This window comes from Isoptericola nanjingensis, from assembly GCF_050311635.1.
Classification (GTDB): Bacteria; Actinomycetota; Actinomycetes; order Actinomycetales; family Cellulomonadaceae; genus Isoptericola; species Isoptericola nanjingensis.
In genome coordinates, this window is sequence record NZ_JBNOZL010000002.1 from 531523 (window position 1) to 550870 (window position 19348).

At 74.5% G+C, this 19348-nt stretch carries 16 protein-coding genes; 1 reads left to right on the plus strand and 15 read right to left on the minus strand.

From position 1 onward, the window contains the following. Positions 1–113: 113 nt before the first annotated feature. The 8 genes from ACQP6G_RS05270 to ACQP6G_RS05305 form a co-directional block, all read right to left on the minus strand. Positions 114–1289 carry a glycoside hydrolase family 1 protein gene (locus tag ACQP6G_RS05270; RefSeq protein ID WP_429763158.1) on the minus strand — a complete coding sequence of 392 codons (1176 nt, stop codon included), beginning with the start codon at positions 1287–1289 and terminating at the stop codon, positions 114–116. A gap of 41 nt (positions 1290–1330) precedes the next feature. After that, positions 1331–2248, minus strand: coding sequence for an alpha/beta fold hydrolase (locus tag ACQP6G_RS05275; RefSeq protein WP_429763159.1), 918 nt, complete (start codon positions 2246–2248; stop codon positions 1331–1333). Next, positions 2245–3945, minus strand: coding sequence for an ABC transporter ATP-binding protein (locus tag ACQP6G_RS05280; protein WP_429763160.1), 1701 nt, complete (start codon positions 3943–3945; stop codon positions 2245–2247). Before ACQP6G_RS05280 ends, ACQP6G_RS05275 begins: the two co-directional genes overlap by 4 nt. After that, a complete protein-coding gene (locus ACQP6G_RS05285) occupies positions 3942–4910 on the minus strand; it encodes an ABC transporter permease (RefSeq protein ID WP_429763161.1) in 969 nt (322 codons plus the stop codon). Before ACQP6G_RS05285 ends, ACQP6G_RS05280 begins: the two co-directional genes overlap by 4 nt. Before the next feature lie 5 nt (positions 4911–4915). Further along, entirely contained in the window at positions 4916–5896 is a 981-nt protein-coding gene (locus tag ACQP6G_RS05290; RefSeq protein WP_429763162.1) for an ABC transporter permease, read from the minus strand. A gap of 87 nt (positions 5897–5983) precedes the next feature. Continuing rightward, positions 5984–7645 (minus strand): ABC transporter substrate-binding protein, encoded by a 1662-nt coding sequence (locus ACQP6G_RS05295; RefSeq protein ID WP_429763163.1) that lies wholly within the window; start codon positions 7643–7645, stop codon positions 5984–5986. A 159-nt stretch (positions 7646–7804) separates the two neighbouring features. Continuing rightward, positions 7805–8935: a LacI family DNA-binding transcriptional regulator gene (locus tag ACQP6G_RS05300; protein ID WP_429763164.1), complete on the minus strand. Its 1131-nt coding sequence runs from the start codon at positions 8933–8935 to the stop codon at positions 7805–7807. A 183-nt stretch (positions 8936–9118) separates the two neighbouring features. Beyond that, positions 9119–10975 (minus strand): ABC transporter ATP-binding protein, encoded by a 1857-nt coding sequence (locus tag ACQP6G_RS05305; protein ID WP_429763165.1) that lies wholly within the window; start codon positions 10973–10975, stop codon positions 9119–9121. Positions 10976–11103: 128 nt separating this feature from the next. Here ACQP6G_RS05305 and ACQP6G_RS05310 point away from each other — a divergent pair, with 128 nt between their 5' ends. Further along, positions 11104–11661 carry a TetR/AcrR family transcriptional regulator gene (locus tag ACQP6G_RS05310; protein WP_429763166.1) on the plus strand — a complete coding sequence of 186 codons (558 nt, stop codon included), beginning with the start codon at positions 11104–11106 and terminating at the stop codon, positions 11659–11661. A gap of 21 nt (positions 11662–11682) precedes the next feature. Here the strand turns inward: ACQP6G_RS05310 and ACQP6G_RS05315 are convergent, their stop codons facing one another. The 7 genes from ACQP6G_RS05315 to hemE all read right to left on the minus strand — a co-directional run bounded on the left by ACQP6G_RS05315 (position 11683) and on the right by hemE (position 19341). Beyond that, positions 11683–12255 (minus strand): cysteine hydrolase family protein, encoded by a 573-nt coding sequence (locus ACQP6G_RS05315; protein WP_429763167.1) that lies wholly within the window; start codon positions 12253–12255, stop codon positions 11683–11685. 5 nt (positions 12256–12260) lie between these two features. Further along, positions 12261–13595 (minus strand): glutamate-1-semialdehyde 2,1-aminomutase, encoded by a 1335-nt coding sequence (hemL, locus tag ACQP6G_RS05320; protein ID WP_429763168.1) that lies wholly within the window; start codon positions 13593–13595, stop codon positions 12261–12263. 2 nt (positions 13596–13597) lie between these two features. Then, on the minus strand, positions 13598–14548 hold the full coding sequence (hemB, locus tag ACQP6G_RS05325) for a porphobilinogen synthase (protein ID WP_429763223.1): 951 nt from the start codon (positions 14546–14548) through the stop codon (positions 13598–13600). A 56-nt stretch (positions 14549–14604) separates the two neighbouring features. Next, the gene (locus ACQP6G_RS05330; protein WP_429763169.1) at positions 14605–15465 is read right to left on the minus strand and encodes a uroporphyrinogen-III synthase; all 861 of its coding nucleotides are present in this window, start codon (positions 15463–15465) and stop codon (positions 14605–14607) included. Next, complete coding sequence (gene hemC, locus ACQP6G_RS05335; protein WP_429763170.1) at positions 15462–16550, minus strand: hydroxymethylbilane synthase; 1089 nt, start codon at positions 16548–16550, stop codon at positions 15462–15464. Before hemC ends, ACQP6G_RS05330 begins: the two co-directional genes overlap by 4 nt. Positions 16551–16678: 128 nt before the next feature. Continuing rightward, the gene (locus ACQP6G_RS05340; RefSeq protein WP_429763171.1) at positions 16679–18184 is read right to left on the minus strand and encodes a protoporphyrinogen/coproporphyrinogen oxidase; all 1506 of its coding nucleotides are present in this window, start codon (positions 18182–18184) and stop codon (positions 16679–16681) included. Further along, the gene (hemE, locus tag ACQP6G_RS05345) at positions 18181–19341 is read right to left on the minus strand and encodes a uroporphyrinogen decarboxylase (RefSeq protein WP_429763172.1); all 1161 of its coding nucleotides are present in this window, start codon (positions 19339–19341) and stop codon (positions 18181–18183) included. The genes ACQP6G_RS05340 and hemE overlap by 4 nt, the downstream gene beginning before the upstream one ends. Positions 19342–19348: the final 7 nt, after the last annotated feature.

Genomic DNA, 19348 nt, shown 5'->3' on the forward strand with positions numbered 1-19348 from the left:
GGTAGTACGAGTCTCCGCGAGGTAGTACCGCACCCCGCGAGGTAGTACGGGCCGTGCCGAGGTCGTGGGCAGCCCACTACCTCGGCAGGGTCCGTACCGCCTCGCGGACGGGGTCAGCGGACGGTGAGGCCGTTCGCCTGCGCGACGGAGCCCAGCCAGCCCAGCGACGGCTTCGGGCGGCGCTCGAACGTCTCCTTGTCGAACTCGACGAGCCCGAACGTGGGGCGGAACCCGGAGGCCCACTCGTAGTTGTCCAGCAGGCTCCAGTGCAGGTAGCCCCGCACGTCGATGCCGTCGGAGATGGCGGCGTGCAGGCCGGCCAGCGCGCCCTCGGTGTAGTCGATGCGGCGCGCGTCGTCCTGGGTCGCCATGCCGTTCTCGGTGACGAACACCGGCACGCCCTCGGTCTTCTCCCACGCCGAGCGCACGCCGTGCTCCAGGGCGAGGGGGTAGAACTCCCAGCCGGTGAGGGTGGTCTCGACGCCCTCGGGCACCTGGCGCGGGCCGTCGGGGCCGATGATGGTGCGGGTGTAGGCCTGGACGCCCACCCAGTCGTCGCCGCGGGCGGCCTCGAGGTACCAGTCGTCGCGCTGGTGGCCGTACTCGTGGGCCACGTCCTCGCAGCCCGGCTCGGGCTGGAAGTCCTGGGTGGCGACGGTCCAGCCGGAGCTGATGCCGCCCACGCCGGCGAGGATCTCGCGCGAGCGCTTGTGCGACTCCAGCAGCGTGTCCGCGACCTGCAGGTCGGGGGCGGGCAGCCCGTAGGCGACCAGGTTGGCCGGGTCCTCGCCGCCCGCGATCATCGCGGCGATGTTGGGCTCGTTGATGGTGCAGACGTAGTCGACGTCGTTCCCGAGGATCGGCAGGGCGAGCTCGGTGAAGCGGGCGAAGCGGTCGGCCGCCTTCGGGGAGCGCCACATGCCCTCCTCGTAGAACCAGCGCGGCACCGTGAAGTGCATGAGCGTGACCATCGGGGTGATGCCGAGCTCGAGGCACGTCTCCACCATGCGGCGGTAGTGCGCGATCTCGGCGCGGGAGACGAAGCCCTCCTCGGGCTCGATCCGCGCCCACTCGATGGAGAAGCGGTACGTGTCGAGGCCGGCGTCGCGCAGGAGCGTCATGTCCTCGCGGTAACGGTGGTAGCTGTCCGCGGCGTCGCCGCTGGGCTCGACGATCGAGGTGCCGGCGGCGTGCTCGCGCACCCACCAGTCGCTGGAGACGTTGTTGCCCTCGATCTGGTGGGCCGCGGTGGCGGCGCCCCAGCGGAAGCCCTCGGGGAAGTGCAGCACGGGATGGTCCTTACGTAGTGGAGCGGTGTTCGGGGGGTGGCTCAGCGGGAGGTGGTCCAGAAGTCGGCCAGGAGGTCCGCCGTCGCGGCGGGGTTCTCGACGTTGGGGAGATGACCGGCGTCGGCGATCACCTCGTAGCGGGCGCCGAGCCGCTCGGCCATGGCGCGCTGCCACGGCTGCGGCCACGCCGCGTCGTCCACGCCGTGCGCGACCAGCACCGGCAGGCCGGTGGCGGCCAGGCCGGGCGTGACGTCGCGGACGTCGGCGAGGACGTCGATCGCGCCCAGCAGGTTGTCCGTGCTGGTCGCGACCGAGCGGTCGCGGTGGAAGCGGGCGTCGACGTCGAGGGCGGCCAGGGCGGCCGGGTCCTCGGACAGGCGCCGGGCGAGCCCGGGGTTGTCGAGCGTCCACAGGTCGACGAGCCCGGCGGCGGCGAGCAGCCGGTCGCGCTCGGCGTCCTTGCGCCCCGGCCAGCCGTGCGGGCCCGAGCAGAGCATGGTGAGGCTGGCGAACGGCGCGGCGTCGCGCACGGCCGTGGCCGCCGCGACCGTGCCGCCGAAGCTGTGCCCCAGCAGGTGGAGGTCGCCGGCGGGGAGGCCGGCGGCCGCGCCCACGACGACGGCGACGTCGAGCGCGTCGCCCGTGAAGTCGTCGCGGCGGTAGGCGCCCACCCCGCGCGGCGCGACCGAGTCGGCCTGCCCGCGCTGGGAGTACGTCCACGCCTCGACCCCGCGCTCGGCCAGCAGCGGCAGCAGCAGCCGGTGGTCCTCGCGCGACCCGGTGAACCCGGGGACCAGCAGCGCGACGGCGCGGCGCTCCACGCCGTCCGGCACGACCGACCGCAGCGCGGTCAGCGGGCCCACCGGCACGTCCAGCACCAGCGGCTCGACGCCGTCCGGCAGCGGGAGCACCGAGAACGGCGCCCCGGGCCGGACGGCCGTCGGGGCGGGCGCGGTCACGACGCGGCCCCGTCGGAGAAGCGGCGGGCCGGCTGCGGGATCGCGTCGAGCAGCTGGGTCGTGTACGCGTCCTCGGGGAACCGCAGCACCTGCGTGGTGCCGCCGGACTCCACGACCTTGCCGTGGTGCAGCACCATGATCTGGTCGGTGACGACGCGCGCGGACAGCAGGTCGTGCGTGATGTACAGCAGCGAGACGCCGAGGTCGGCGCGCAGGTCCTCCAGCAGGCTGAGCACGCCGGCGCGCAGCGACACGTCGAGCATGGAGACCGGCTCGTCGGCGATGAGCACCTGCGGGTCCGACGCCAGGGCGCGCGCCACGACGACGCGCTGGCGCTGCCCGCCCGACAGCTGGTGCGGCAGCTTGGCCGCGTACTGCTCCACGGGCGTGAGACCCACGGTCTCGAGCAGCTCCAGCACGCGCTCGCGCGCGGCCTCGCCCTTGAGCCCGGTGAAGTTCTCCACCGGCCGCGTGAGCGTGTACTCCACGGTGTGCAGCGGGTTGAGCGCCGAGTACGGGTCCTGGAAGACCATCTGGACGTCCGCGTGCAGCGTCTTGAGCTGGCGGCGGCGCAGCCGGTCGACCCGCAGGTCGCCGAACGTCACGGTGCCCGACGTCGGTCGCTCCACGCCGGTGACCATCTTGGCGATGGTCGACTTGCCGGAGCCCGACTGGCCGACCAGCGCCATCGCGGCGCCCGGCTCGAGCCGGAACGAGACGTCGTCGACGGCGGTGACCGCCTTCTCGCCGCGGCGCGGCGGCGGGTACACCTTCGACACGTGGTCGACGACGATCGCGTCGTGCGCGGCCGCGCGCGCCTCGCGAGCGCCCGTGCGGGCCGCGCGGTCCTCCGCCCCGCCGGTCGCTACGGCCGCAGGGGCCTTGCGCTCGAAGCCCGGCAGCTCCACGACCTCGGCCCGCGGGTCGGCGTAGTGGCTCAGCAGCATCTGCGTGTACGGGTGCGCGGGTGCGGAGAAGATCTGCCGCGAGGCGCCGTCCTCGACGATCTCGCCGTCGTGCATGACGACGACGCGCTCCGCGGACTCCAGCACGACGCCGAGGTCGTGCGAGATGAGCACGGCGGTGAAGCCCTCCGCGGCCTGCAGCTCGCGGATGGTGTCCATGACGGCGTGCTGCACCAGCACGTCGAGGGCCGTGGTGGGCTCGTCGAACACCATGAGGCGCGGCTCGAGCGACAGGGCCAGCGCGATCGAGACGCGCTGGCGCATGCCGCCGGAGAGCTCGCCGGGGTAGCGGTCGAGCACCGTGGACGGCAGCTGCACCTTGTCCAGCAGCTCGACGGCGCGCTGGCGGCGCCTGCCCTTCGGCACGTGGCCGTGCGCGGCGAAGATGTCGCCGAAGTGGTGCGCGATGGTGCGCACCGGGTTGAGCGCGTTCATGCCCGACTGCAGCACCATCGCGAACCCGCCGCGGCGCTGCACGCGCAGCTCCTCGGCGTCCAGGTGCGCGATGTCGGTGCCGTCGAACACGATGCGGCCGGCGGAGATGCGCGCCGGGGCCTTGGCGAGGCGGGTGACGGCGAAGCCGAGCGTCGACTTGCCGGAGCCGGACTCGCCGACCAGGCCCACGAACTCGCCCTGCTCCAGGGTGAGGTTCGCGTGCTTCACGGCGTGCGTCGGGACGGCCCCGCGGGGCTCGTAGACGACGGACAGGTCCTGGATCTCGAGCAGGCTCATCGGCCGGTCCCTTCCCGCAGGCGCGGGTTGGACAACCCGTCGACGCCGAAGTTCACGAGGGTCATGGAGGTCGCCAGCAGCGCGATGCACAGACCCGGGGCGAACAGGAGGATCCACTGGCCGGTGAGGATCGCCATCGAGTTCTGGGCCCAGAAGATCATCGAGCCCCAGCTCACGGTGGCCATGTCGCCCAGGCCGAGGAACGACAGGCCGGACTCGGCGAGCACCGCCGACGTCGCGGCGCCGAAGAACGACCCCGCGATCATCGAGGTCATGTTCGGCAGGATCTCGCGGAAGATCACGCGGGCCGAGCTCTCGCCGGAGAAGATCGCCGCGGTGACGAAGTCGCGCGAGCGCAGGGACTGCGTCTGCGAGCGCAGCACGCGGGCGCCCCACGCCCAGCCGGTGATGACGACGACCAGGATGATCATCGGCAGCCCGCCGTTCTGCAGGTACGCCGCGATGATGATCATCAGCGGCAGGCCCGGCATCACGAGGAACAGGTTGACGAGGAAGTTGACGACGTCGTTGCCCCAGCCGCGCAGGTAGCCCCACGACAGGCCGATGACGACGGCGACGACGGTCGACAGGCCGCCGGCGACGAAGCCGACGAGCAGGGAGACGCGGGCGCCGTAGATCACCTGGGACAGCACGTCCTCGCCGGCGCCGGTGGTGCCGAGCCAGTGCGCGGCGCTGCCGGGCTCGTTGCGGGCGAACGAGTCGTCGTGCGGGGAGTACGGCGCCAGCAGCGGCGCGAAGACCGCCATGAGGACGAACAGGCCCAGGATCACGAGGCCCACGCGCGCCTTGGGGTTGGCCCAGACGGTGGCGAACGCGCGGCCGAGCACCTGGCCGGTGCGGCCGAGGCGGGTGCGGGCGGGCCGGTGCGGGCCGCGGGCCGCCTCGGGGGCGGGACCCTCGGGGTCCGGGATCGTCGCGGTGGTGGTGGTGGTCGGGTCAGCCATCGGGGTCACCGCCTCGTTCGGGGGTCGAGGACGCCGTAGAGGATCTCCACCAGGAAGTTCGCGAGCAGCACGCTCACGGTGATCATGAGGAAGAGGGCCTGCATCAGCGGGAAGTCCTGGTTGGTGACGGCGTTGAACAGCAGGTAGCCGACGCCGGGGTACGCGAACACCTGCTCGACGAGCAGGGAGCCGCCGACGACGCCGCCGAGCGCCATGCCGAACCCGGTGAGGTTCGGCAGGATCGCGTTGCGGGCGGCGTAGCGGATCGCGACGGTGCGGCCGCGCAGGCCGTTGGCCTCGGCGAACGTCACGTAGTCGTCGCCGAGCGTGTTGATCATCGTGTTGCGCATGCCGAGGATCCAGCCGCCGAGCGACGTGATGAGGATCGTCACCGCGGGCAGGGTCGCGTGGTACAGCACGTCGCCGAGGAACTCCCACGACAGGTTCGGCACCGCGGTGGCGGAGTAGGCGCCCGAGGTGGGGAACCAGCCGAGCACGTAGCCGAGGAAGAAGACGATGAGGAGCGCGGTCCAGAAGTAGGGGAACGCGGAGAGGAAGCTGCCGGCCACCGTGGGCAGGGAGTCCATCCAGGTGCCGCGCTTCCAGGCCGCCCCGATGCCGATCAGGGTGCCGAGCACGAACGCCACGACGGTGACGGCGCCGACCATGATCAGCGTCCAGGGCAGGGCGCCGGCGACGAGCTCGGAGACCTGCTGCGGGAAGAAGGTGTAGGACACCCCGAAGTCGAGGTGGATGACGTTGTTCAGGTACGTGACGTACTGGTCCCAGATGCTGCCGCCGGGCACGCCGAGCTGGGCCTCGATCGCCGCCTGCACCGACGGCGTCACGGGGCCGTTCTGGGCGAGCTTGGCGATGGCCGCGTCAGCGGGCGAGCCGGGCATGAGGCGCGGGATGACGAAGTTCAGCGTCACCGCCGCCCACAGCGTGAGGACCAGCAGGCCGAGCTTGCGGAGCGCGTAGCGCAACGGAGCCTCCGGGTCGGTCGGTTCGGTGGGGCAGGGGGTGCCGGCCGGGCCTGACGGCGGTCGTCGGGCCCGGCCGGCGGGCGGGCGTCAGCCCTGGGCGGGCTCGAGGTGCGTGAGGATCAGCAGCGGGGTGGAGTCCCACGTCTTCGGGGAGGCGTAGGGGTCGTCCGCGCTGGGCCAGCCGGTGAAGTTCTTGTTCGAGAACAGGCCCCACGAGCCGCCGTAGAACAGCGCGATCATCGGCAGCTGCTCGTAAGTGATCTGCTCCAGCTGGTGCGTGATCTCGAGCTGCTTGGCCTCGTCGGTGGTCACCTTGAGCTCGGCGAGCAGCGCGTCGGCCTCCTTCGACTCGAAGCGGCCGAAGTTGCCGGCGGAGGTCTTGCCGACGGGCAGCAGGAACTCCGAGCCCATGAGGCCGTTGTAGTCCTGGAACGGCTGCCCGGTACCGCCGACGGTGCCCATGATCATGTCGAAGTCGCCCGTGCGGAGCTCCTTCTGGTACGCCGCGGCCTGCGGCTGCACGACGGTGACGTCGATGCCGATCGCGGTGAGCTGGCCCTTGACCTGCTCGACGCCCTGCAGCCAGTCGGACCAGCCGTTCGGGGTGGTGATCGTGACCTTCAGCGGCTTGCCGGACGAGTCGACGAGCTTGTCGCCCTTCTTCGTGTACCCGGCCTTCTCGAACGAGGCGAGGGCGGCGTCGGTGTCCTGGTCGACGTAGCCCTGGTTCGGGATCGACGTGTCGAGGATGGCCTCCTGGTTCGGCAGCATGAGGCCGGTCTGGCTGGCCCGGTCGACGTAGCCCTGCTCGGCCTTGTCGGCGATGACCTGCTTGTCCAGGGCCAGCGCGATCCCCTTGCGGAAGTCGACGTCGTCGTACGGCGCCTTCGTCATGTTCGGGATCAGCGAGATCGCCGCGCCCGCCGGGAACCAGTAGGTGTTGTTCTCGGGGTCGGCCTTGACCCAGGTGTCCTCGACGTCGCTCATGAACGCGTAGGCCCAGTCGTAGCCGTTGTTGACGATGTCCAGCTCGGAGTTGGCGGCGGGCTGCACGAGCTCCTCGACGGCCACCTTGTCCGCCTGCCAGTACGTCGCGTTCTTCGTGAGCGTGTACTGGTTCGGCGTGAACGTGCCGAGCGTGTAGGGGCCGGACCCGACGGGCTCCTCGTTGGTCCAGGTGACCGGGTCCTTGACCTCGGACCAGATGTGCTCGGGCACGATGAGCTGCTGGGCGAGGATCTTCGCGGCGGGGACGTCGTCGGTCTTCAGGTGCGCGACGACGGTCTTGCCGTCCACCTCGACGGACTTCAGGTGCGACCACGCACCCTTGAGGTCCATCTCGGGGTGCTTCTTGACGAGCTCGAAGGAGTACTTGACGTCCTCGGCGGTGAGGGGCTCGCCGTCCGACCAGGTGACGCCGTCCCGGATGGTGAAGACGACGGTCTTGGCGTCGGGCTGCTCGTACCCCGTGGCCAGCCAGGGGGTCTCCTCGCCGCTCATCTCGTTGATGATGACCAGCGGCTCGTACATGTACGTCGTCGTGTTCCGCTTGCCGGACGAGTACGGGTTGAAGTTCCGGTCGAACGTCGGCGAGCCGTTGTCGGCCGCGATGAGCATCGACGTCGCGCCGCCGGCGGCGCCGTCGTCACCCTTGTTCTGCACCGGTGCCGAGCAGGCCGCCGTGGCCAGCACCGCGACGGTGGCCGCGATGGCGGCCAGGCGCCGCCCCGAGCGCGCTGTGCGCGTCATGGACATCCACTCCTCTTCGTCGAGGCCTCTCCTGTGAGGGCCCGCGCACGCCGGGGTCGGCGTGCGGCGTCCCGGCGAGTGTATGCGCATACATTTCGGAGCGGCAAACCGTGTGGCCAACGGCCCGGGCGTGCGCTGCGGTGCCCCGGTCGGCGAGGGTCACGAGCAGCCGCAGCTCTCGCGCAGCAGCACGCGGACGGGCAGGTTCACCGTGGCTGCCGGTGCCGACGGGTCGGCGAGGCGCCCGCGCAGCAGCTCCACGGCGGCGCGCCCCAGCTCGACCATCGGCTGGCTCACGGTGGTGAGCCGCGGCATCGACGCCTGCGTGGCGTCGATGCCGTCGAACCCGGTGAGGACGACGTCGCCCGGGACGTCGACCCCGGCCTCGGTGAGGACGTCGAGGAAGCCGAGCGCCGTCTGGTCGTTGGAGCACACCAGCGCGCGGGGGAGCGCCTGTCCCGTGGTCCCCGACCCCCGGCCGGTCACGTGGGTCTCGAGCATCCGGCGGGCGAGGTCGCGGGCGCCGGTGCGCGTGAAGTCGCTGCGTGCCACCGGCTCGTCGGGCACGGGCAGGCCCGCCGCGGCGAGCGCGTCGCGGAAGCCCTGGAAGCGCTCGTGCGCGTCGGGGGAGTCGAACGGGCCGCCCACGAACGCCAGGTCGCGGAGGCCGTGGTCGGCGATCAGGTGGTCCACCAGGGCGCGGGTGCCTGCACGGTTGTCCACCGAGATGTGGTCGTAGGCGTCGTCCTGCGGCGGGCCGGCCATGACGACGACGGGGACGCGGCGGGCGATGTGCGCCAGCAGGTCGTCGGGCACCGACTTGGCCAGCACCGCCAGGCCGTCCACGCGCCCGGCGAGCTCGTTGACCGCCTGCGCGCGCCGCAGCCCGCGCGCGACGCCGATCATCACCGCGTGGCCGGTGCGCCACGCCTCCAGCTCCGCGCCGCGCATCACCTCGCCGAGGTAGAGGTTGCTCCAGCGCGCCGTGACCGGGCCGCCGACGTCGCGCACCACCTCGACCGCCTCGCCCACGCGGACCGGGTCCGGCAGGTCGGCGGCCTCGTCGATGCCGTCCACGTCGGGGAAGCACAGGCCCAGCACGCCCGTCGAGCGCGCCGCCAGCCCGCGGGCCGCGCCGGACGGCACGTACCCCAGCTCGCGGATCGCCTCGTGCACCACCGTGCGGGTGCGCTCGCGCACGTCGTCCGGGCGCCGCAGCACCCGCGAGACCGTCGCGATCGAGACCCCCGCGCGCTGCGCGACGTCGTACACCGTGGGGGCCTTCGCCACCGGAACTCCTGACCGCATCCCTCGCCCGCACGGCCGTGCGAGCGGTCCCACGATAGTGAACGCGCATACATCTCTGCATCGCGGCTGGTCACCACCAGGTCCCTGTCGCCTTCGAGAACGGGATCCGTACCGCCATTCGATGACGTGACGGTACGGATCCCGTTCTCGAAGGCGACCGAGAGGTCAGGCGATGGTAGGCACGGCGTCCGGCTCGGGGTCGTCGACGGCGATGCGCAGCGCGGCGACCAGGTCGCGGTACAGCTCGTCCGTGGCGTGCAGCTCCTCGTGGGTGCCGCTGGCCCTGACCCGGCCGCCCTCCATGACGAGGATCCGGTCGGCGTCCAGCACCGTGGAGAGCCGGTGCGCCACGGTCACGACGGCGCCGTGGCGGGTGTGCGCGCGGATCGCGTCGTGGATCGCCGCCTCGGTGAGGCCGTCCACCTGCGACGTCGCCTCGTCGAGCAGCAGCACGTCCGGCTCCTTGAGCAGCGCGCGGGCCAGGGCGATCCGCTGCCGCTGACCGCCCGAGACGGCGGACGACACCAGCGAGGTGTCCAGGCCGTCGGGCAGGGCGTCCAGGTCGGCCGCGAGGCGCACGGCCTCCAGCACCGCGCGCACCTCGGCGTCGGAGGCGTCGGGCCGGCTGAACAGCAGGTTCTCCCGGATGGTGCCCGGCACCACCGGCGTCTCCTGCTCCACGTAGGCGAAGCGGGCGCGCACCTGCGCGTGCGTCAGGTCCCGGTACGGGACGCCGTCGAGGCGGACCTCGCCGCCCGTCGGCTCGAGGAACCGCAGCAGCAGCGAGAGCAGCGTCGTCTTGCCCGCCCCGGACGGGCCGACGAGCGCCACGTGCCCGCGCCGCGGCACCTCGAGGGTGACGTCGTGCACCACCGGAGTGCCCTCGGCGTAGCCCGCGGTGACGCCGTCGAGCACGAGGACCGGGCGCGCCGCGCCGTCGCGCCCGTCGGGGCCGGGGGCGCGCGGCGTGGACGCTGGCCGCGCGGCGGCGCCGTCCTCCTCGAGCTCCATCGTCCCGACCTCGCGGATCCGCTCCGCGGCGGCGAGGCCGGACTGCAGGGTGGTGAACGCCTGGGTGAGCTCCGAGATCGGCCCGACGATGTTGAACGCGTAGAGCAGGAACGCCACGAGGCTGGAGACGGCGAGCAGGTCCTGCGAGACGCGCCAGGCGCCGAGCCCGAGGATGACGATGATCGCGAGCTGGATGCCGCCCCACGAGACGGTCCAGGCGACGGCCTCGGTCTTCACCGCCGTCACCGCGTGCTTGCGCGCCTCGCGCGCGTCGCCGAGGATCTTCGTCCCCTGCCGCTCCTCCGCGCCGCTGGCCTTGACCGTGCGCACGGCGCGCACCGCGCCCTCGACGGCGCCGCCCAGGCGGCCCACCGCCTCCTGCGTGCGGTGCTGCGCCTTGCCGATGCCCGGCAGCAGCAGCCCCATCGCGACGGCGACGACGACGATCGCGACCACCGTGGAGCCGAGCAGCGTGAGGTCGAGCACCGCCATGAGGACGAGCGTGCCGACCAGGGAGATGAACCCGTTGACGAGGCTGACCAGGCTGTTCGACGTCGCCTCGCGCAGCAGCAGGGTGTCGGAGGTGACCCGCGTGACGAGCTCGCCGGCCGGCTTCGAGGTGATGGCGCCGACCTTGGCCCGCAGGTAGCGCGTGACGATCGACGACCGGGCCTCGTAGACGACGTCCTCCGCGAGGCGGCCCAGGAGGATCCACTGGAACAGCCCGACGACGGAGCCGACGACCATGAGCGCGAGGAGCCAGGCGACCGGGCCGCCCAGGGACGCGCCGGTCGACAGCGTGTCGAGCACCCACTTGGTGACCATCGGGGTGGCGAGGCTCATCGCCGTGGCCAGCAGCCCGAGCACCAGCCCGAGCGCGAGCGTGCGGCGGTGCGGGCGCACGAAGCCGAGCAGGATGCGCAGGCGCTCGCGGCCGGAACGCTCGGGGTCGCTGGTGGCCCTGGCGTCTGGTGGGGGTGCGGTCTCGGTGGCGGCCATGCTGTCAACCATGGTTGACGCTCCTCAATTCGTCAACCCTGATTGACGATCCGACGGGCGTGGTGGTCTGCTCCAAAGTGGAACACTGATGTTCCAACGTGGTCAAGCAGTGAACCATTCCCGGGTGTAGCGTTCGCCGCATGACGGAGGTGCACGACGCCGAGACCGGCGCCCGCGCGCGGACCCGGCGCGCGATCGTCGAGGCCGCGGTCGGCCGGCTCGCGCGCGACCCCGCGGCCTCGCTCGGGCAGATCGCGGACGCCGCCGGGGTCGGTCGCACCACCCTCCACCGGTACTTTCCCGACCGCGCCACGCTGCTCGAGGCGGTCGGCGCCGAGACCGTGGCGCGGCTGACCGAGGCGCACGCGCGGGCCCGGCTCGACGAGGGCGACGCGCGCTCCGCGCTGCGGCGGCTGTGCCCCGAGTACCTGCTGCTGGGCGACCTGCTCACGCTGCTGTTCACCGGCGTCGTCCCGGACGCCGTCCTCGACGGGGAGGGCGCCGCCCCGCTCGCGGCGCTCGTGGCACGCGGGCACCGCGAGGGCAGCATCGATCCCGAGCTCGACCTCGAGTGGGTGGTGGGCGTCGTCTGGGCGCAGCTCTACCTCGCGTGGGCCACGCTGCGCGAGGGGCAGGCCGCGCGGCACGACATCGTCCCGATGCTGGTGCGCACCGTGGACAAGGCCGTCGCTCCCTGACCTCGTCGGGCGGGGCCGACGTCAGGTGGTCAGCCGGACCCGGTCGTGCGGGGCCACGCCGTGCGAGCGGCCCGGGTACCGCAGCCCGGAGAAGTACATGGTCGTGTGCGCCACGATGTGCTCGGCCGGGACCACGACGCCCTCCCACTCGGCATCCGTCGTCGTGTGGGCGTCGCTGACGAGCGTGACGTCGAGACCGCGGGCCGCGGCGGCCTGCGTCGTGGTGCGGATGCAGTAGTCGGACTGCGCCCCGGCGACGACGAGGCGCGTCGCGCCGAGGTCGTGCAGCACGTCCTCCAGCTCCGTGCCCGCGAACGAGTCGCGGTACGCCTTGCGCACCAGGGGCTCGCCCGAGGCCCGCTCGAGGGGCGCCGCGAGCTCCCAGCCGGGGGAGCCCTCGGGCAGGTCGCCGTGGTCCTGGACCCAGACGACAGGCGTCCCCGCGCGGCGGGCCCGGTCCACGAGCGCGGCGGTGCGGCGCACCACGCCGTCGGCGTCGAGGCAGCCGTCGAGCACCCCGACCTGAAGGTCGATCACCAGCAGCACGGACCGCTCGGCCCCGAGCGCCCGAGGCGTCGGGTGCGTGACCACCACCGGCGTCAGGCGGTCGCCGCGGCGGCGGCGCGGGCGCCGGCGGGCAGGGCGTCGAGGATGCGGTTCACCGCGTCGTCGTCGTGCGCGGCGGAGACGAACCACGCCTCGAAGACGGACGGCGGCAGGTTGACGCCGGCGTCGAGCAGCGCGTGGAACAGCGCACGGTAGCGGTACGCCTCCTGCGCCTGGGCCTGCGCGTAGTCGCGCACGCCCTCGGCAGCGGCGAGCGGGCCGAAGAACGTCGAGAACAGCGACCCGGCGCGCTGCACGCGGTGCTCCACGCCCTCGGCGGACAGGGCGTCGCCGAGCGCGGTGGCGATGGCGTCCGCGACGGCGTCGACCCGCGCGTAGATGGCGTCGTCGGCGAGGCGCAGCGTCGCGAGGCCGGCGGCGACCGCCACCGGGTTCCCGGACAGCGTGCCCGCCTGGTAGACCGGGCCGGTCGGGGCGAGCTGGTCCATGACCGACGCCGGGCCGCCCAGGCCCGCCACGGGCATGCCGCCGCCCACGACCTTGCCGAAGGTGATCAGGTCGGGGGTGTACCCCTCGCCGCCCTCGCCCCGGATGCGCGCGTTCTCCAGCCCCCACCAGCCGGACGGGCCGACGCGGAAGCCGGTGAGCACCTCGTCCATGACGAACAGGGCGCCGTGCGCGCGCGTGATCCGGCGCAGGCCCTCGTTGAACCCCTCGGCCGGGGGCACCACGCCCATGTTGGCGGGGCTCGCCTCGGTGATGACGGCGGCGATCCGCGAGCCGTGCTGCGCGAACGCGGCCTCGACGGCGGCGAGGTCGTTGTAGGGGAGCACCAGCGTCTCGGCCGCCGACGCCTCCGTGACCCCGGCGGTGCCCGGCATGGCGAGCGTCGCGACGCCCGACCCGGCCTCCGCCAGCAGCGCGTCGACGTGCCCGTGGTAGCAGCCGGCGAACTTCACGACGAGAGGCCGGCCGGTGACGCCGCGCGCCAGCCGGACCGCCGTCATCGTCGCCTCGGTGCCCGTGGACACCAGGCGCACCCGCTCGGCGACGGGCACCCGGCGGCGGATCTCCTCCGCGAGCTCCACCTCGGCCACCGTGGGCGCGCCGAACGACAGGCCGCGCGCGGCGGCGTCCTGCACGGCCGCGACGACCTCGGGGTGCGCGTGGCCCAGCAGGGCAGGGCCCCACGAGCAGACGAGGTCCACGTACTCGCGCCCCGCGACGTCGGTGACGTACGGGCCGCGCGCGCTGGCGAGGAACCGCGGGTCGCCGCCCACCGAGCCGTACGCCCGGACCGGGGAGTTCACGCCCCCGGGGATCGCGGCTTGCGCGCGCAGGAACGCGGCGTGGTTGTCGGTCGTCATGGTCACTTGATCCACTCCGCGATCTCGTTGGCCCAGTAGGTGAGGACGACGTCGGCGCCGGCGCGCTTGATGGCGGTCACGGACTCGAGCACGGCGCCCTCGCGGTCGATCCAGCCGTTCGCGGCTGCCGCCTCGATCATCGCGTACTCGCCGCTGACCTGGTACGCCGCCACGGGGACGTCGGACCGGTCGGCGACGCCGCGCAGCACGTCGAGCGACGTGCCCGCCGGCTTCACCATGACCATGTCCGCGCCCTCGGCGAGGTCGAGGTCCGCCTCGCGCAGGCCCTCGCGGGCGTTGGCGGCGTCCATCTGGTACGTGCGGCGGTCGCCCTGCAGGGCGCTGTCGACGGCCTCGCGGAACGGGCCGTAGAAGGCGCTCGCGTACTTGGCGCTGTAGGCGAGGATGCTCACCTGGTCGAACCCGGCGTCGTCGAGCGCGTCGCGGATGACGGCCACCTGGCCGTCCATCATCCCGGACGGCGCCACGACCTCCGCGCCCGCCCGCGCCTGGGCCACGGCCATCGCCGCGTACCGGTCGAGGGTCGCGTCGTTGTCCACGGTGCCGTCGGCGGCGAGCACGCCGCAGTGGCCGTGGTCGGTGAACTCGTCCAGGCACGTGTCGGCCATGACGACGGGGCCCGGGCGTCCGGTCTCGGACTCGACCTCCGCGACGGCCTCGCGCGCGACGCGGATGCCGCGCTGCAGCACGCCGTCCGGGTCGTCGCCGGCGGTGCCGGTCGCGTCGCGCTCGGCGGGGATGCCGAACAGCATGACGCCGCCCAGTCCCGCGCGGGCAGCGTCGGCGACGGCGTCGCGCAGCGTGGCCTCGGTGTGCTGCACCTGGCCGGGCATCGAGGTGATCGGCGCCGGCTCGGCCAGGCCCTCCTTGACGAACAGCGGCAGCACGAGGTCCGCCGCGTGCAGGCGGGTCTCGGCGGCCAGGCGCCGCATGCGGGGGGTGGTGCGCAGGCGGCGCGGTCGGTACACGATGCCGGTGCCCGAGGTGCTCACGGGTGCTCCTTCGCTGAGGTGTCAGGCGCACGGTTCGCTCCCGTGGGCCGTGGTGCTGACGGTGCCGGGTCTGATGCTGCGGGGTCGGTCAGCGCCTGCGCGACGGCGGCGGCGAGCGCGTCGTCGGTGGGGTGCGACGCGACCGCGGCGACGCGCAGCCCGGCCTCGCGGGCGGCGTCGGCCGAGGGGGTGCCGATGGCGACGACGGGCGTGCCGGTGCCCGCCTGGTCGGCGATCTCGCGCGCCACCGAGCCGGACGAGACGACGACGACGTCGAAGCCGCCGGCGCGGGCGCGCTCCGCGACGTCCGCGGGCAGCGCGTGGCGCACCGTCCGGTAGGCCGTCACGACGTGCGGCGCCCAGCCGCGGTCGGCCAGCCCGTCGTCGAGGGTCGGCCGGGCGAGGTCGCCGAGCGGCAGCAGCACGGCCGGCGTCTCCGGGTCGGTGACGGCCGGGTCGGGGAACGCCGCGACCAGGCCGGCGGCCGTGGCGTCGTCGTCGGGGACGAGGTCGGTCGTGACGCCGGCCGCGGCGAGGGCACGGGTCGTCGCGGGCCCGACGGCGGCCCAACGCGCGGGGGTCTCCGCGAGGCTCGTGCCGGTCCGGGCGGCGGCGTCGACGAGCGCGTCGACGGCGTTGACGCTGGTCACGACCGCCCACACGTAGGCGCCCCGGGCCAGGCCGCGGACGGCGTCGTCGAGGGGGGCGAGGTCGTCCGCCGGGGCGCGCTCGATCACCGGCGCGACGACGACCTCCAGCCCGTCGTCCCGCAGCCGGGCCGCGAGGCCTGCCGCACGCTCGGGGGCCCGCGCCACCAGCACGGCGCGGGCCGGGGTCGCGGGGGTGTCGGGTGTCACGCGCCCTCCGGGTCGTCGGTGCCGGTGGGCGTGTGCAGGGGCTCGACGTCGGAGCGCGGGGTGACGGCGTCCGCCTCGCCCCGGCGCGGCTCAACCGTGCCGCCCACCAGCGGCGCGAGCCGCGCCGCGCCGTCGGCGAGCAGAGCCTCGGCCACGCGGACCCCCAGGGCCGTCGCGGCGTCGTCCTGCGCGGCCGGGTCGAGGGGGGCGTCGTCCGCGGCGAGGACCGCCGACGCGCTGTGCGTGAGCTGCTCGGTCCCGTCCACGCGCGCGACGACGGCGGTGAGCTGCAGCTCGCCCGCCTCGACGCGGGCGTGCGCGCCGACCGGAGCCGCGCACCCGGCCTCGAGGCGCGCCAGCACCGCGCGCTCGGCCAGCACGGCGAGCCGCGTGGGGCGGTGGTCGAGGGCGGCGAACGCGTCGGCCAGGGGCGTGCCGGGCGCGAGGTCGGCGGTGCGGGCCTCGACCGCGAGGGCCCCCTGCCCGGGCGCGGGGGCCACGACGGCCGGGTCGAGCGCCTGCGTGACCACCTCGGTGCGGCCCAGCCGGGTCAGGCCGGCGAGCGCGAGCACGACGGCGTCCAGGTCGGCGTCCGGGCCGAGCGCGCGGGCGAGGCGGGTCTCGACGTTGCCGCGGATGTCCACCAGCTCGACGTCGGGGCGCGCCGCCTGTACCAGCGCCGCCCGGCGCGGGGAGCCGGTACCGACGCGCGCGCCGCGGGGCAGGGTGTCGAGGGTGAGGCCGTCGCGGGCGCACAGCGCGTCGCGCGGGTCCTCCCGCTCGGGGGTGGCGATCGTGAGCTCGGCGGGCTGCGCCGTCGGCAGGTCCTTGAGCGAGTGCACGGCGACGTCGCAGCGACCGCCCGCCAGCGCCTCCCGCAGCGCGGTGACGAACACGCCCGTGCCGCCCAGCGACGCGAGGGAGCCCGTCTTCACGTCGCCCTCGGTGCGGATGCGCACCAGCTCGACCGGCCGGCCCAGCAGCTCCTCCAGCCGGCGCGCGACCAGGCCGGACTGCGTCGTCGCGAGGGCGCTGCCGCGGGTGCCGAGGCGCAGCGGGGCGGGGGCGGTCTCGGGGGTGCTCACCCGTCCAGTGTCGCGCAGCGGTACCGCCTGTGGACAACTCCCGGCGGGCTGGAGGCCGATCTCACACCGTTCTCCCCGACGTCGTGACGCAGGGTCATGACGATGCGTCACTACCGCCCGGAGAGCTGTCAGAGGGCGGCGACGGCGGCCTGCGCGTGCGCGACGATCGCGGCCAGGCCGGTGCCGGCCACCCAGCCTCCCGTCACGGCCAGCCCGGGCGTGTGCCCGACGGCGGCGGTGAACGCCCCGACCTGCGCGCGGTAGGCGGGGGTCGGCGGGGGCAGGGCGCCGTCCCAGCGCTGCAGCAGGTGGTCGCGGACCCGGTCGGTGAGGTCGACGCCGAGGAGGGCGGACGCGTCGCGCGCGGCCTCCTCGGCGGACGGGGGCTCGGTCGCGGCGCCGATCCGCCCGTACGACAGCCGCACCACGTGCACCCCCGGGCCGGCGACGGCGCGCAGGCGGTCGGCCAGCCACGGCCACTTCGCCGTCGCGTGCGTCAGCGCCTTGGCGCGCACCCCGTCCGCCCCGTCGCCGTCGGGAGCGACGAGGAGCCCGGAGCCGCGGGGGGCGTCGTCGAGCTCGGGCGCGTCGAGCAGGAGCGTCGCGAGCCAGATGTCGGCGCCGGCCTCCGCTGCCGGCACGGGCACGGACCCCGGCTCGACCTCGCCCGGAGCCGTCACCCACGGGGACAGCAGCGGCGCGACCTGCGGCGTCGTCACGACCAGCCGCGGCGCGCGCACGGTGTCGCCGACGGTCGTGGTGACCTGCCAGTCGACGCCGAGCCGCTCGACGCCGTCGACCTGCTGCCCCACGCGCACGGCGGCGTGGATCGGGCCGGTCGCGTCGGTGCGCGGGGAGTCGGCGAACTCCTCGGCGCTCGCGGCGATCTCGCCCGTGAGCGCCTCGACGACGGCGTGGATGCCGCCGTCGATGCCCCTGACGGCGGACCCGGCCGGCGCGGCGGCCCGCAGCTCGGCCACGGCGCGCGACAGCGACGCCGTGCGGGCGAACGCGTCGAGCAGCCCGGGTGCGACGGCGGCGACGTCGAGGCGGTCGAGCGGGGCGGAGTGCACCCCCGTCGCGACGGGCGCGACGAGCCGGTCGGCCACGCGCCGGCCGAGCCGGGAGCGCACCAGCGTCCCGAGGTCGGTGGTGTCGGCGACGAACCGCGGCAGCACGCGGTCGAGGGCCGCTCGTGCGACGCCGGGCCAGCCGATCGCGCGGCGGACGTCGGGAGCCCACGGCACGGAGGGGATGCCGAGCACTCCCGCCTTCGGCAGCGGGAAGGCGCGGCCCGCCGCGTACCCCCAGGCGGACAGCGGGGCCGGGCTCACGACGTCCAGCCCGAGCTCCTCGGCCAGGTCCGTGACGGCGGTGCCGCGCGCCGCGAACGACTCGGCGCCGAGGTCGAGCCGCACGGGGAGCGAGCCGAACGCACCGCCGCGCACGGGCCCGCCCACGCGGTCGGACGCCTCGAGCAGCACCACCTGCAGGCCGCGGTGCACCAGCGTGCGGGCCGCGACGAGCCCGCCGATCCCGCCGCCGACCACCACCGCGTCCACGTGCTCGGGCGGCCGGGCGGGCCGGCCCGAGGGCACGTCGACGGGGGCGCCGAGCGGCGGGAGCGGCGTCACAGCGAGTGGACCAGCTCGACGACGCGCGTGAGCACGGTCGGGTCGGTGTCCGGCGGGACGCCGTGGCCCAGGTTGACCACGTGGCCGGGGGCCCCGGCGCCGCGCGCGACGACGTCGCGCACGTGCGCCTCGAGCACCGGCCACGGGGCGCCCAGCAGCGCGGGGTCGATGTTGCCCTGCACGGGCACGGCGCCGCGGGGGTGGTCGGCGAGCAGCCCGGCGGCCTCGTCCAGCGGGGTGCGGTAGTCGACGCCGACGACGGGGTACCCGATCCCGGCGGTGTCGAGCACGTCGCGCAGCGCGGGCAGCAGGTGCCCGGTGCCGGTGCCGAAGTGGATCGCCGGGAGGCCGTCGCCCTCGTCGGCGCCCGGCGTGCGCAGGTCGGCGACGTGCGCCAGCGCGGCGGTCGACGACGGCGCCACGTGCGCGGTGTAGTCGGCCAGCGAGAGGGAGCCCGCCCACGAGTCGAAGAGCTGCACCGCCGAGGCGCCGGCGAGCACCTGCGTGCGCAGGAAGCGGCCGGTGAGCTCGGCCGTCCAGGCGGTGAGGCGGGCCCACGTCTCGGGGTCGGCGTGCATGAGGGTGCGCGCGGCGAGGTGGTCGCGCGAGGGCCGGCCCTCGACCAGGTAGGCGGCGAGGGTGAAGGGGGCGCCGCCGAAGCCGAGCAGCGGCACGTCGCCCAGCTCGGCCACCGTCAGCCGCACGGCCTCCGCGATCGGCGCGAGCGCGCCGTCTTCGAGCGTCCGCGAGGTGAGCCGCGCGACGTCCTCGGCCGTGCGGTACGGCTGGTCCATGACGGGCCCGACGCCGGGCTTGATGTCCACGTCCACGCCTGCGAGCCGCAGCGGTACGACGATGTCGCTGAAGAAGACGGCGGCGTCGACCCGGTGGCGGCGCACGGGCTGGAGGGTGATTTCCGCGGCGAGCGGTGGCCGGAGGCAGGAGTCGAGCATCCCTACTCCCTGACGGACCTCGCGGTACTCGGGCAGGGAGCGACCCGCCTGCCGCATGAACCACACGGGGGTCACGTCCGGACGGTCGCCCCGCAGGGCACGCACCAGCGGGGCACGCGTCGTCCGGCCGTCGACCAGCGGGTGGTCGGCGGGGAGCGGGTGGGTCTCGCGGCTCGGCTCGGGAGCGATCGTGGGGGATGTCACGGTTCAT

Coding starts and splice junctions, on each gene's coding strand:
- ACQP6G_RS05305 (WP_429763165.1), bottom strand. CDS start 10,975: ATGGTTGACAGCATGGCCGCCACCGAGACCGCACCCCCACCAGACGCC.
- hemB (WP_429763223.1), bottom strand. CDS start 14,548: ATGCGGCGCCTGGCCGCCGAGACCCGCCTGCACGCGGCGGACCTCGTG.
- ACQP6G_RS05280 (WP_429763160.1), bottom strand. CDS start 3,945: ATGAGCCTGCTCGAGATCCAGGACCTGTCCGTCGTCTACGAGCCCCGC.
- ACQP6G_RS05295 (WP_429763163.1), bottom strand. CDS start 7,645: ATGACGCGCACAGCGCGCTCGGGGCGGCGCCTGGCCGCCATCGCGGCC.
- ACQP6G_RS05310 (WP_429763166.1), top strand. CDS start 11,104: ATGACGGAGGTGCACGACGCCGAGACCGGCGCCCGCGCGCGGACCCGG.
- hemL (WP_429763168.1), bottom strand. CDS start 13,595: ATGACGACCGACAACCACGCCGCGTTCCTGCGCGCGCAAGCCGCGATC.
- ACQP6G_RS05285 (WP_429763161.1), bottom strand. CDS start 4,910: ATGGCTGACCCGACCACCACCACCACCGCGACGATCCCGGACCCCGAG.